Source organism: Phocaeicola sp. (assembly GCF_057861905.1).
Genome location: NZ_DBMACV010000030.1, coordinates 1 through 15,324 on the forward strand (window position 1 = coordinate 1; position 15,324 = coordinate 15,324).

The 15,324-nt window shown below is 44.0% G+C and carries 4 protein-coding genes and 2 pseudogenes; all 6 read left to right on the forward strand.

Translation table 11 applies throughout. The features are described 5' to 3' along the window. Window positions 1-1,238 (forward strand): annotated as a pseudogene (locus ACZM60_RS07555) (hypothetical protein); the annotation flags it as partial. A gap of 79 nt (window positions 1,239-1,317) precedes the next feature. After that, entirely contained in the window at window positions 1,318-3,021 is a 1,704-nt protein-coding gene (locus tag ACZM60_RS07560; RefSeq protein ID WP_489521192.1) for a cellulase family glycosylhydrolase, read from the forward strand. A gap of 364 nt (window positions 3,022-3,385) precedes the next feature. Then, window positions 3,386-7,408 (forward strand): hybrid sensor histidine kinase/response regulator transcription factor, encoded by a 4,023-nt coding sequence (locus ACZM60_RS07565; RefSeq protein WP_489521193.1) that lies wholly within the window; start codon window positions 3,386-3,388, stop codon window positions 7,406-7,408. A 154-nt stretch (window positions 7,409-7,562) separates the two neighbouring features. Beyond that, window positions 7,563-10,444, forward strand: a pseudogene (locus ACZM60_RS07570) (TIM-barrel domain-containing protein). A gap of 3 nt (window positions 10,445-10,447) precedes the next feature. Next, window positions 10,448-12,961, forward strand: a complete 2,514-nt coding sequence (locus ACZM60_RS07575; protein WP_489521194.1) for a glycoside hydrolase family 2 TIM barrel-domain containing protein — start codon at window positions 10,448-10,450, stop codon at window positions 12,959-12,961. Between the two features lie 38 nt (window positions 12,962-12,999). After that, window positions 13,000-15,222: a glycoside hydrolase family 3 C-terminal domain-containing protein gene (locus ACZM60_RS07580; protein ID WP_489521195.1), complete on the forward strand. Its 2,223-nt coding sequence runs from the start codon at window positions 13,000-13,002 to the stop codon at window positions 15,220-15,222. Window positions 15,223-15,324: the final 102 nt, after the last annotated feature.

Genomic DNA, 15,324 nt, shown 5'->3' on the forward strand with positions numbered 1-15,324 from the left:
TTATTGTTTCTTTGAAAACAAACCGGATGCATTGCAAGGATACTATATTGAGGACTCAAAACAACTGGCCTTATTCTAAACTTATCCCGAACTCAGGTAATCATACCATTACGTTTACCGATTGTGAATTGCTGCATACTCCTTCATGGAGCGACCGAAGCACGAACTGGAGTCGCGACCTGAAGTTGCTGGAACTGGACGAGAATCATATGCGTATCGGGGTAATGCGTGATAACAGTGAAGGTCCATGGTGGTTGATCTGGAACTTTGTTTCGAAAGAATATGCCGACAATTACGTTCCGGAAGACCAGCCGGATCCGGAACCTGCTCTGCCGGACGGATGGGAAGATATGGTATCGGAAGTGGTGACCAGCAAGATTAAGTGGACTATGTCGACCGATGTTCCTTTCGATTGGGCTAATCTGGATGGTAGTTTGATGAATAACTTTACTGCCGGTAATTATCCGGACTGGGCTGCACCTGTAAACGGATTGGATCAGCTTTCCATGACACTCGACTCAAAAGCCATGACATATGAATTTGCCATGCCTGACGGTACTACTGCAAGCGGAACTTATACACTGGATGAAAAAGGTATTTATACATTTAGTGGAAGTGTTCCTACTTATCATATCGGCGGTGGTGACATCATGTTTGGGGCAGATGCCAATAATCAGCTTCGTATTTTGAGTATTGAATCAGCATCCGGTACGGTAATGGGTATGTGGCTGGGTGCACGCAGCTCCGAGAAGAATGAATATCAGGCTTATCATTTTATTCCGAATGCTGGTGGAGGAACTTCACAACCGGAAATGACATCGATTGCTGTCGATAATTCTAAGTTGGTGTGGGGAAATCTGGAGTCTGAAAAAAATAATTTCCGTATTGAACTTTACAACATGTATGGCGAAACGGCTTCTGCCAGCCCGATTGATCCGGCAAGCATTGTGTTCGACTATTCGATGGAACTTACATTTACAATCAGTGGTTTGACAGGGGATGCTGCTACCAAGGAATATGATGCCGGACTGATGTGTACGGCAAACGGATGGTGGCCAGCTTATTCCGGTACAAGTGACGTAAAAGTGAAAGGTAACGGAACTTATACCATCAAGATGAAACCGGAATCAGCCTACAATGGCGTGATTGTATTTGTTATCGATATTTTCGATATGTACAGTGACATTGCCGATCCGGAAGCTGTAAACGTAACAATCGATGAATTGAAAATTTTGTAATTACAACGTTGAAAGGACATGCATACAGGAAAATATTCTTGTATGTGTGTCCTTTTATCCATAACCATAAAATATCACTATGAAAAAACTATTTGTCTATTTTTTAGGAACGATTACTTGTCTGGTAAGTCTGTTCCTTGGAGCTTGCTCCGATGAGGATGATACAGGAAGTCCATATCTGAAAATTTCGAAGGAAGAACTGACTTTCGGAAAGCATGAGAGTGAAGCCCTTTTGTATATTCAGTCGAATGTGGCTTACGAAGTATCTTCCGATGCTGCCGACTGGTGTTCTGTGGTTCAGCAGGTTTCTACGTCGCAAAAAACAGCCAAGTATCTGGTGCATGTTACCGAAAACCCTGATACTGAAGTCAGGACTGCTGTAATAACTATAAAAGGCGCCGAGGTAAATGGTTCGGTAAAGGTGGTGCAGACTGCCAATGATTATTTACTGGTAGCACAGCATGAATACGAACTGCCGGGTGAAGGCGGAGAGTTTTTGGTAGAAATGCAGACTACAGGCGACTGTCAGGTGGAGATTGATGCCGACTGGATTCAGCGGGTTGAAACACGTGCGGTCGAAACTCGTACAGAAACTTTCGTAGCCGATCAGAACGTTACGGGGGAAGTCCGTACTGCTACCATTGTATTTACGCTGGATGACCTGACCGAGTCTGTTACAGTAACCCAGAATATTCTTTCTACTCCCGAGCCGGATAAAACTGGTATGGAACAGGATGCTCCTGATTTGATGCGTAATATCAAGATAGGATGGAACTTGGGTAACTCGCTGGAAGCTGCGGGAGGTGAAACTGCCTGGGGAAATCCTGCAACGACGCTTGCCATGATAAACAAGATTCGTGAGATGGGATTCAATGCAGTACGTATACCGTGTGCATGGGATCAGTATTTGAATGATGAAACAACTTATGAAATCAAGGCTACCTGGCTGGCACGTGTAAAAGAGGTTGTAGACTATTGTATGCAGAACGACTTGTATGCTATCTTAAACATCCACTGGGATGGAGGATGGCTTGAGAACGATATTCCCAACGGATATAATGAAGAAGTGAACAATAAGCAGAAGACATTGTGGACTCAGATTGCCACTTATTTCCGCGATTACGATGAACATTTGCTGTTTGCCGGATGCAATGAGCCGAATGTAGAGGACGAAGATGACATGGCTACCTTGCTGAAATACGAACAGACGTTTGTCGATGCAGTAAGAGCTACCGGCGGAAAGAATGTATACCGTAACCTGATTGTTCAGGGACCGTCTACCGATATCGACAAGACTATGCAGTATATGAATGCGTTGCCTGTTGACGAAACTCCCAATCGCTTAAGTGTAGAAATACATTATTACAGCTCCTGGCAGTTCTGTGGCATGGAAAAAGATGAAAGCTGGGGAAAGGCTTTCTATTTTTGGGGCGAAGAGAACAAGAAATATGCTACCGGTGCGTATGAGGGCAGATGGGATAACATTTGTGGAGAGAGCTACGTACAGGCACAGTTCCAGAAGCTGAAAGAAAGATTTACCGACAAGGGTATTCCGGTTATCATTGGAGAATTTGCTGCTGTACGTCGTACATTGCCCGACGAGCAGGCACAGGAAGGACACGATTTGTCGCGTGCTGCTTTCGATGAATGTGTAGTTCGTGAAGCAAACGCTCGTGGACTTGTCCCGTTCTATTGGGACAGAGGCGACGGGATTCTCGACCGCAAGAACTTGCAGGTTTACGACGAATTGGAATATAATGGTCTGATGAACGGTATCAAATAAACATAAAAGATCTGTTTTTGCCCTTCACGCCCTTCACATTCTTGCATGGTTTTATGTTGGAATGTGAAGGGCATTTTTATGGAACGTCGGTCTGTGATTCAGACCTTTGCATCTTTGAGGAAATTCCTCTTGACGTTTTTTGAAAATTTGTACAAAAAATAAAAACTTTTGTACAAATCATTTTCGCCTTTTCCTGAGCTTTTGGAAACTTTCCCGGCGGATAAGAATAGATTTTACAGGTATTCATGCTGTGAACATGCTGATTGTTATCTGTTTTGTAGCGCGTGGGAAAGAAAAAAGGAAAAAAGATTCTTGCTTGTTTAATTAAACTTCATTTTCTTTGCTTTAGAAAACGTTACCTGATATGAGAAGGATATACACTTTGCTTACCTTGTTTTTTTCATTGCTTTGTCTTCATGCGCAGTCACTTATGTTCAAGCATCTGGAGGTTTCGGATGGATTGTCGAACAATTCAGTCCGTTGCATTTACAAGGATAGTGAAGGACTGATGTGGTTTGGTACGATGGCCGGACTGAATTGTTACGACGGCTATACGTTCAAAGTATTTACCCGTCAGGAGAATAATCCGAATTCTCTTCCCGATAATTTTGTAGAAGATATAGTAGAGCAGCCCGACGGATTGTTCTGGATTAAAACGGCAAAAGGGTATGTGTTGTTCGATAAGGCGAAAGAAGTATTTCATTCAGATTTAAATTCTTTTATGACTTCGTTGGGAAGTAAGGGTGTTCCTGATAAAGTATTTGTCGATTCTGCCGGAAATGTCTGGATATATGTTATGGGAGAGGGCTGCTACCGGTATGATAAAGACAAAAAGACAAGTTACATGTCTTTTCAAAAATGTAATCTTCCGCTTTTAAGTGTTTCGGATGTGGCAGAATGTAAGGACGGTATCTTGCTGGTATATGATACAGGTCTGCTGGTTTGTATCGATCGGAATAATCAGACTGTAAAATGGATAAAGAAAGAAATACAGCAAGACTCTCCACAGGTACAGATTGATTTTTCTTTGTTTGTTGACAGAGAGGATTGTATTTGGATATATGGCATTGAAGGCGTGTGGGCATACGATTTGCGTACGGGAAAATGGAATAAGGAACTTGCTGCACGTTGGAAGAATCGTTCCGACTTTGTTCATACCATTACACAGGATGCCAAGGGAAGAATCTGGATGGGAAAAGATTATAGTGGAATCGATATTCTGGAAAAATCCACTTGGAAGATTAAGTCTGTGGTAGCGGACAAGGGTACGGACAGAGGATTGTCGCACAATACTGTTTATACCCTTTATACCGACAGGGATGGAATCGTATGGGTTGGTACCTATAAGAAAGGTATTTCTTATTACGGTGAAAGTATTTTTAAGTTTGATATTGATTATGTAGGCGATGTGACAAGCATAGAGTCTGAGGGAGAAGACAGGGCATGGCTGGGGACAAACGATAACGGCGTGTTGCTTTGGAATTTTTCTCTCCGTCAGGTGGAGAAGCATTTTGAACTGGGTGAAGCTCCTGTTGTTACGTTGATGAAGGCTCGCGACGGAAAACTTTGGGTGGGAACTTTCAACGGTGGCTTGTATTGCATCGAAGGAAGAAACCGGGTACGCTCTTTCAAGGCGGGTGATGAAAGTCATTTAATCAGTAATAAAATATGGGCATTGCAGGAAGACCGCAAGGGAAATATATGGATTGGTTTACTGGATGCTGGTATACAGTGTTTGCATCCGTCGGATAATACATTCGAAACCATCGACTTGAAGAAGGCTGGACTGGATGACTATCATGTAGCTTCCTTGTGTCTGACCGATGAAAATGATCTGGTTATAGGTACAGCCAGTCAGGGAGTTGCTATTTTTGATTTGGAAAGTCGTAAGATAAAGACGATCTTGCGTGAGAAAGACAGTGCAGGCCTTGCACATAATGAAATCAATCAGGTTTTTAAGGATAGTCGGGGACTGATTTGGATTGCGACGCGTGGCGGACTGGATGTCTACGATGTGAAGACGAGAAAACTGAAGGGACTTTCCGATATTATGCCGGATAACGGAGGTATTATTGCCGGTATAGTGGAAGATGCCAATGGAGATATGTGGATTACTTCTGCGCGTCAGCTTATTCACTTGAATGTAGCAAAAAAGGAAAATGGAGATTATCGGTTTGTTCCTCATGTATATAATGACAAGGATGGCTTACAGAATTGTGATTTTAATCTCCGTTCTATTCGGTTGTTGAATAATAATGCCATTCTGGTCGGCGGATTGTATGGCGTTAATGTCTTCAGTCCGGAAAATGTACATTACAATAAAATGCTTCCGAAAGTAATGTTTACAGGCTTGTCTTTATTTAATAAGGAAGTACAGGTAGGCGAGAAGATAGACGGACGTGTGGTGCTTCCTGAATCTCTTAACCGGATAGGTAAATTGAAGTTGGAATATAAACAAAATATCTTTACCATATCTTTGGCTTCCGATAACATGTTTTTGCCCGAAAAGACTCGTTATAAGTATCAGCTTAAGGGCTTTAGCAAAGAATGGTTGTCGTTGCCGGAGGGAATACATAGCGTTACTTTTACAAACCTGGCTCCCGGAAATTATGTCTTGAGCGTGAAGGCTGTCAATAGCGACGGCTATGTAGGCAAGGAGGTCTCTCAGTTTGAAATAGAAGTTCTCCCTCCGTTCTGGATGTCGTGGTGGGCTTATGTGTTGTATGTACTGGCGGGTATCGGCGTATTGCTGCTGGCTCGCCATCAGATTCTGAAGCGTGAAAGGGAACGTTTCCGGTTGCATCAGATTGAACTGGAGGTGGCGAAGAACGAAGAGGTGAACAATATGAAGTTCCGTTTCTTTACTAATATCAGTCACGAGTTGCGTACTCCGCTGACGTTGATTATTGCGCCGCTGGAACAGATGCTGAAAGAGGCTGATAATGACGAGAGCCGGAAGATGCGTCTTCAGTTGATGTATCGGAATGCACACCGGTTGCTGATGCTGGTCAACCAGTTACTCGATTTCCGTAAGGGGGAGATGAGTTCACATCATCTGTCACTTTCGGAAGGGGATATTATTCCCTATATTCAGGGTGTCTGCGATTCATTCCTGCTGATGGCGGACAAAAAACAGATACATTTCTCGTTCTTTTCGAGTGTAGATCATTTTACGATGGCTTTTGATGCCGACAAGATTGGGAAAATTGTGATGAATCTGCTTGCCAATGCGTTTAAGTTTACTCCGGAGGGCGGAAGGGTGACTGTCATGCTGGAACATCTTCAGGAGGAAAACGAACTGATTGAAATAAAGGTGGCCGATACGGGTATCGGAATCAGTGATGCGGATAAGGAACATATATTCGATCGTTTTTATCAGACGGAAAATAAAGAAGGAGGAGATAGTACAGGAGGTACGGGTATCGGACTGAGTCTGGTGCACGACTTTGTTGCCTTGCATGGGGGTAGTGTCACCGTTTTCGATAATATTGGTAAGGGATCTGTCTTTGTTGTACATATACCTGTCAAGCATGTCGACATACAATATCACCCTATTAATACGATGCCGGTACCCGGCTTGTTGTCGGAATCATCCGGACAGTCGGTGAATGAAGTAGATAGAAGTCAGTTCCCTCTCTTGCTGGTTGTAGACGATAATGCCGATTTCCGTACGTTTATGGAATCGAGTCTGGGGTTGCAGTATCGGGTAAAACTTGCTTCAAATGGAAAAGAAGCCTGGGATTTCTTGCAGAATTGCGAAGAAATGCCCGATCTGGTGGTCAGTGATATCATGATGCCGGAGATGGATGGAAATGAATTGTGTAAACTGATAAAGCAAGATAAGCGTACAGCTCATATTCCGGTGATATTGCTTTCTGCAAAACAGACTACGGAATCGAAAGTAGAAGGATTGAGTATCGGTGCGGATGACTACGTGACGAAACCATTTAATATGACAATTTTGGTTTTGCGTATCCGGAAGCTGATTGAATTGAGCCGTTACAATACTTCGAAAGGGACAATCGACCCTGCTCCCAGTGACATCGTCATTACTTCTTTGGATGAAAAACTGATAGAAAAGGCAGTGAAATATGTAGAGGATAATATTTCTCGTAGTGACCTGTCGGTAGAGGAACTAAGTCGGGAATTGGGTATGAGTCGTGTGCACTTATATAAGAAGATGTTACAGATAACGGGAAAGACTCCGATAGAATTTATACGTGTCATCCGCTTGAAGCGGGCGGCACAATTGTTGCGTGACAGCCAGCTCCATGTTTCTGAAATAGCATTTCAGGTGGGCTTTAATAATCCGAAGTATTTCAGCCGTTATTTTAAGGAAGAATTTGGGGTTTTGCCTTCTGCCTATCAGGAAAAGGAAATGAAATAACAAATAATACCCTAAATAGAAACATTTGATTAACCTTGATAATAAAAACTCTCCCTTTTGAAAAACATTATAAATAGTTGTTCTTTAGGGGAATGCTTAAATTTGCAATACATGATAAAAAAGAAGTATTGATATTTAACTTTAAACATAGGTTATGAATATGAAAAACATTTCTTACTGTTTGTTGGCAGGTCTTATCTTCGGTTCCTGCTCCGGAAAAGTTATGAACAAACAGATAATGGTGTAATTGTGAAAGTACAGCAGCAGGGAGAGCAGAAAACTCGCCTTGTCCGTTTTCAGGTAATGGGAGATAAACTGATTCACGTGTCTGCTACTCCCGACAGCAAGTTTGCCGATTCAAAGAGTCTGATTGTTGTACCTCAGGAAAAGCAGACACCGTTTACCGTTTCTCAACAGGGAGATACTATCACTGTTTCTACAAAAGAAGTCAAGGCTTTTGTCCTGAGTTCTACCGGTGAGGTCTGGTTTACGGATGAAAACGGTAAGATGATTCTTCAGGAAAATAAAGGTGGAGGAAAAACATTTACTCCAATCGAGGTAGAAGGTACGAAAGGTTATTCCATCCGTCAGGTATTCGAATCTCCTGACGACGAGGCTTTCTATGGATTAGGTCAGCATCAGTCGGAAGAGTTCAATTATAAAGGAAAGAACGAAGAGCTTTTCCAGTATAATACAAAGGTTTCTGTTCCTTTTATCGTTTCGAATAAGAATTATGGTGTTCTGCTCGACAGTTATTCTCTGTGTCGTTTTGGTAATCCAAATGATTACTCTCAACTGGGAAAAGTCTTTAAGCTTTATGATAAGGATGGTAAGGAAGGAGCATTGACGGGTACATATGTGCCTGATGAAAAGTCGGGAGCGGAAACGCTGGTACGCCGGGAAGATTCGCTTTATTTCGAACATTTGAAGCGTGAAGACTTGTCGAAGGTGGTAAATCTGCCGGAAAATTTCCCGTTCATGGGAGCGAAAGTTACTTATGAGGGAATGATTGAGCCCTCGCAGACGGGTGAGTTTAAGTTCATCTTGTATTATGCGGGATATACTAAGGTATATATAAATAATGAGTTGGTCGTGCCAGAGCGTTGGCGTACGGCATGGAATCCAAACAGCTATAAGTTTGCGGTTAATCTGGAAGCTGGGAAAAAGGTGCCTATTAAAGTAGAATGGGAACCCGATGGAGCTGTTTCCTATTCAGGATTGCGCGTATTGAGTCCGGTAGACCCGAAAGAACAAGGCAAGCAGTCGTGGTGGAGCGAAATGACCAAACAGCTTGATTATTATTTTATAGCCGGCGATGATATGGATGATGTAATCAGTGGTTATCGTACGTTGACCGGAAAAGCACCTATCATGCCTAAGTGGGCTATGGGATTCTGGCAGAGTCGTGAAAAATATAACAATTCGGATGAAATGTTGGGTGCCCTGAAAGGTTTCCGCGACCGGAATATTCCTATTGATAATATCGTACTCGACTGGTTGCATTGGACGGAAAATGCGTGGGGAAGTCATGAATTCGACAAGAAACGTTTCCCAAATCCGAAGGCAATGGTCGACTCCATTCATGCAATGCATGGTCGGATGATGGTTTCTGTATGGCCGAAGTTCTATGTTACCACGGAGCATTATAAGGAATTTGATAAGAACGGATGGATTTATCAGCAGTCTGTCAAGGATAGCCTGAAGGACTGGGTAGGTCCGGGTTACCATTATGGTTTCTATGATGCTTACGATGCTGATGCACGCAAGCTGTTCTGGAAGCAGATGTATGATCATTATTATCCGCTGGGAATTGATGCTTGGTGGATGGATGCCAGCGAACCAAACATCCGAGATTGTACCGACATGCAGTATCGCAAGGACTTGTGTGGACCTACGGCTTTGGGACCTTCAACCGAATATTTCAATGCTTATGCACTGATGAATGCGGAAGCTATTTATGATGGTCAGCGTGGAGTGGATAACAATAAGCGTGTGTTCTTGTTGACTCGTTCCGGATTTGCCGGATTGCAGCGCTATTCTACAGCTACATGGAGCGGTGACATTGCTACCCGTTGGGAGGATATGAAAGCTCAGATTACGGCTGGTTTGAATTATGCGATAAGTGGTATTCCTTACTGGACCATGGATATTGGTGGGTTCTGTGTCGAGAATCGTTATGTAGCCGGACAACAGCAGTGGAATGCAACGAAAACGGAAAATGCGGATTATAAGGAATGGCGTGAACTGAATGCGCGCTGGTATCAGTTTGGTGCATTCTGTCCGTTGTACCGTGCGCACGGACAGTATCCGTTCCGTGAGATATGGGAAATTGCTCCCGAAGGTCATCCGGCTTACAACTCGGTTGTTTATTATTCCAAACTCCGTTATCGTCTGATGCCGTATATCTATTCTTTGGCAGGTATGACGTGGTTTAATGATTATACGATTATGCGTCCGCTGGTAATGGACTTTACGGATGATACAAACGTAAACAATATAGGCGACCAGTTTATGTTCGGTCCGTCGTTTATGGTTTCTCCGGTTTATCATTACGGCGACAGAAGTCGTGAGGTTTATTTCCCGAAATCAGCAGGATGGTACGATTTCTATACGGGTAAATTCCAGGCTGGTGGCGAAAAGAAAGCAGTAGATGCTCCTTACGAACGTATTCCGTTGTTCGTTCGCGCTGGCTCAATTGTTCCTTTCGGACCGGAGATTCAGTATACGGATGAAAAGAAAGCCGATTATATCAAGCTGTATGTTTATCAGGGTGCCGATGCGGCATTTACATTGTATGAAGATGAAGGTGTAAACTACAACTACGAACAAGGTAAGTATACCATGATTCCGATGACTTATGATGAGGCTAAGAAGCAGTTGGTTATCGGGGAACGGAAGGGAGAGTTCGACGGTATGCTGAAAGAACGTACATTCGAAATCATTCAGGTGAACGCTGACAGCCCGAAACCTTTTGATATGAATGCCAAAGGTATTGTCGTGAAATATAACGGAACATCACAAACTATTCAGTTGTAAAAGATGAATCGTAAGTTAACTCAAATTGTTATTATGGGGATATGCTGCATGCTTTTTCAGGGGGCATGCAGCTCTCTTTCTCCGGAGTGTAGGGAAAAGTTGAGCTTTAATGAAGGATGGCTTTTCTCTTTAACAGATGATTCACGGGCTGCACGACCGGAGTTTGTAGATTCTGCCTGGAGAAAGCTGAACTTGCCGCACGACTGGGCTATCGAAGGTGACTTCAGTCAGGATAATCCTTCGGGTACAGGTGGAGGAGCTTTACCGGGAGGTGTCGGATGGTATAGGAAAACTTTCGTAGCAGAGAACAAGGATAAAGGAAAACATTTCCGTATCGAGTTCGATGGAGTGTATATGAATTCGGAAGTTTTCATTAATGGTACTTGTTTGGGAAAACGCCCCTACGGATATATTTCGTTCAGTTATGATCTGACTCCCTATCTGAAATGGGGAGAAAAGAATGTAATAGCCGTACGTGTAGATAATGCGGAACAACCTAATTCTCGCTGGTACTCTGGCTGCGGCATCTATCGTAATGTGTGGTTGCTGAAGACAGGAGATGTACGTGTGGCAGAATGGGGCATATATGTTACGACAGAGAATGTCGACGGGCAGGGTGCTTCCTTGAATCTGGTTACGACGTTGGAAAATGCAGGTAAGGAGAATGCTGATGTAACTGTACGTTCTGTTTTGAAAGATGCTGAAGGAAAAGAAGTTGCTCAGGTAGAATCTCCGGCGAATGTTGTTGCTGAAGAATCGGCAGAGATTGCTCAAAAATTGAAAGTTACTTCTCCTCAGTTATGGGATGTGGAGCATCCTTATCTCTATTCTCTGGTGACTGAGGTGGTGAAAGGCGGACAGTGTGTGGATCGTTATGTAACGCCTGTGGGTATCCGTACGTTCTCTTTCGATGCTGCAAAAGGATTTGTCTTGAACGGCAAGCCGACAAAAATAAACGGTGTTTGCATGCATCACGACTTAGGATGCTTGGGAGCAGCCGTTAACGTACGTGCCATGGAACGGCAGTTGCAGATGTTGAAGGAGATGGGATGTAACGGCATTCGTTGTTCTCATAATCCTCCGGCTCCCGAGTGGCTCGACTTGTGCGACCGCATGGGCTTTATTGTGATGGATGAGGCTTTTGATATGTGGCGCAAAAAGAAGACGGCTTACGATTATTCGCTGTATTTCAATGAGTGGCATGAACGGGATTTGCACGATTTTATTCTTCGTGACCGTAATCATCCGTCTGTATTCATGTGGAGTATCGGCAATGAGGTCTTGGAACAATGGAGTGATGCACAGGCTGATACACTTTCGTTGGAAGAGGCGAATCTGATTTTGAACTTCGGACATTCGGCCGATATGCTGGCGAAAGAAGGAGAGGTGAGTGTAAATTCCTTGCTGACTAAAAAATTGGCTGATTTTGTAAAGGCGCTGGACCCTACTCGTCCGGTCACGGCTGGGTGCAACGAACCGAATCCGGCGAATCATTTATTCCGTTCCGGAGCTTTGGATATTATCGGTTATAACTATCACAATGTCAATATTCCTGACGTTCCCCGTAACTTTCCCGGCAAGCCGTTTATCATAACGGAAAGCAATTCGGCCTTGATGACGCGTGGATATTACCGGATGCCGAGTGACGAAATGTTTATCTGGCCGGAACGCTGGGACAAACCTTTCTACGATGCTACGTTTGCCTGCTCTTCGTACGACAACTGTCATACTCCGTGGGGAAACACACACGAAGAGAATTTGTTGCTGACAAAGAAGAATGATTTTATCAGCGGGCAGTATGTATGGACCGGATTCGATTATATCGGTGAGCCTACTCCTTATGGATGGCCTGCCCGAAGCTCTTATTTTGGAATTATTGACTTGGCAGGTTTCCCGAAGGATGTCTATTATTTATACCAGTCGGAATGGAGTAACAAGCAGGTCTTGCATCTTTTTCCGCATTGGAACTGGACGGTTGGTCAGGATGTAGATATGTGGTGCTATTACAATCAGGCAGACGAGGTAGAACTGTTTGTGAACGGGAAGTCACAAGGTGTAAAGACTAAAGATGAAAACCACCTGCATGTTGTCTGGCGTGTGAAGTATGAACCGGGTAGTGTGAAGGTTGTAGCACGGAAAGACGGAAAGATAGTAGGTGAAAAAGAGATTCGGACTGCCGGAGAACCGAAAAAGATTCGTCTGACCCCCGATCGGAATACGTTGAATGCGGATGGAAAGGACTTGAGTTTTGTAACGGTAGAAATAGTGGATGCGGAGGGTAATTTGTGTCCTCTTGCTGATAATCTGGTACATTTTGAAGTTGAAGGTAATCTCTTTATAGCAGGTGTTGACAATGGTAGTCAGACTTCGATGGAACGTTTCAAGGATAATAAACGCAAAGCTTTCAATGGTAAGTGTCTGGTTGTTCTGCAAAATGACGGAAAGACCGGAGCTGCTCGCTTGAAGGCTGTGGCCGAAGGGCTGGAAGATGCCGTTGTAGAGATTGTTTCAGAATGACACTGATTGGATTTTGTTTAAACTAAGATATAGATATTATGAAAAAGACCTTTTTGATTATAGGACTGCTAACGGCTGCATTGGCTCCTGTAAAAGCTCAGAATGCAGCAGAAATTCCAGTTTATCTGGACGACAAGCAACCGCTGGAACTGAGAGTTCAGGATGCCTTGAAGCGTATGACTCTGGAGGAAAAGCCCCGATTGAGTTATGCTCAAGGTAAGTTTAGTTCGCCGGGCTGTCCTCGTTTGGGAATTCCCGAACTATGGATGAGTGATGGTCCTCATGGAGTTCGTGCTGAAATCAACTGGAACGACTGGGGATATGCCGGATGGACAAGCGACAGTTGTACGGCTTTTCCTGCGTTGACTTGTCTGGCTGCGAGCTGGAATCCGTCTTTGGCAGCTCAGTATGGAAAGGCTATCGGCGAAGAAGCCCGTTACCGTAAGAAAGATGTGCTGTTGGGACTGGGTGTGAACATTTATCGTACACCTCTTAACGGTCGTAACTTTGAATACTTGGGAGAAGATCCTTATCTGGCTTCCGAGATGTGTGTACCTTATATTCAGGGAGTACAGAAAAACGGAGTTGCTGCCTGCGTGAAACATTATGCCTTGAATAATCAGGAACTCTGGCGCGGACATATTGATGTGCAGGTTAGCGACCGTGCGCTGTACGAGATTTATCTGCCGGCATTTAAGGCGGCTGTGCAGCGTGGCGGCGTCTGGAGTATCATGGGAGCATATAATAAGGTACGTGGCATGCATGCCGCTCATCATAAGCTCCTGAACAATGAGATTCTGAAAGGTGAATGGGGTTTCGACGGGTGCGTGATAACCGACTGGGGAGCTGCGCATGATACGTACGAAGCCGCTATGTATGGACTGGATATCGAAATGGGTTCGTATACCAACGGTCTGACTTCGGAGTCTGAATTTGGTTACGATGACTATTATCTGGGAAAGAATTACCTGAAGATGATAAAGGAAGGAAAAATTCCAATGGACGTGGTAAACGATAAGGCAGCCCGCGTATTGCGATTGATTTTCCGTACTTCGATGAACCGCCAGAAACCTTTTGGCTCCATGACCAATGAAGCTCACGAGCAGGCTGCTTATCGGGTGGCAACGGAAGGTATTGTGCTTTTGAAAAACGAGGCGCAGAAAAAGAAAATGCCTTTATTGCCTCTTTCTCCCGATAGTTATAAAAAAGTACTGGTAGTGGGAGATAATGCAACACGCAACCTGATGCAGGGGGGAGGCTCATCCGAACTGAAGGTAAAGAAGGTGATCTCTCCGCTGGATGGACTGAAGAAATATTTTGGCGACCGCATTGTGTATGCACAAGGGTATGCTGCCGGTCGTCCGATGTACGGACGCGAGGAAAAGATTCCTCAGGCTACGATGGACTCTTTGCGGAATGATGCTGTAGCAAAAGCTGCACAGGCGGATTTGGTTATCTTTATCGGCGGACTGAATAAAAATCATTTTCAGGATTGTGAAGGAGGTGACCGTCTGACTTTCGGACTGCCTTTCGGTCAGAACGAACTGATTGAGGAATTGCTGAAAGCCAATAAAAATCTGGTAGCCGTCATCGTAAGTGGTAATGCTGTCGAAATGCCGTGGGTAAAAGAAGTACCTTCCATTGTGCAGTCGTGGTATCTGGGTTCGATAGGTGGCGATGCACTGGCCGATGTATTGACCGGAAAGGTAAACCCCAGCGGAAAGCTTCCTTTCTCATATCCGGCAAAACTGAAAGATTGTCCGGCACATTTCTATGGCGAAATGAGCTATCCGGGCGACAGCATCAAGCAGGAATACAAAGAAGATATTCTGGTTGGTTATCGTTGGTATGATACCAAGAAGATTAAACCGCTCTTCCCCTTTGGCTATGGACTGAGTTACACTACTTACAAGTACAGCAAACCTGTCCTGTCGGCTAAGCAGATGAAGGCTGGAGAAACCCTGTCGGTATCGGTGAAAGTCAAGAATACCGGAGCTGTTGCTGGAAAGGAAACCGTTCAATTGTATATTGGTGATGAAAAATGTTCTTTGCTTCGTCCGCTGAAAGAACTGAAGGGATTCCAGAAGGTGGAACTTCAGCCGGGTGAGGAAAAAGAAATTACTTTCACCATCAAGCCGGAAGACTTGCAATTCTTCGACGACAGCAAACATCAATGGGTGGTTGAGCCGGGTAAATTCAAGGCTTATGTATCATCGTCTTCTGCCGATGTACGCAATACTGTAGAGTTCGAATATTTATAATTTGTTATGCGTTATACTGTTTAAGAGTGTTTTCTTCACTCTTGTAATTATTGTATCTGCCGGATGTTTCATGCTTTTTGCCAGAAATGTCCGGCAGTATTT

Coding starts and splice junctions, on each gene's coding strand:
- ACZM60_RS07560 (WP_489521192.1), top strand. CDS start 1,318: ATGAAAAAACTATTTGTCTATTTTTTAGGAACGATTACTTGTCTGGTA.
- ACZM60_RS07565 (WP_489521193.1), top strand. CDS start 3,386: ATGAGAAGGATATACACTTTGCTTACCTTGTTTTTTTCATTGCTTTGT.
- ACZM60_RS07575 (WP_489521194.1), top strand. CDS start 10,448: ATGAATCGTAAGTTAACTCAAATTGTTATTATGGGGATATGCTGCATG.
- ACZM60_RS07580 (WP_489521195.1), top strand. CDS start 13,000: ATGAAAAAGACCTTTTTGATTATAGGACTGCTAACGGCTGCATTGGCT.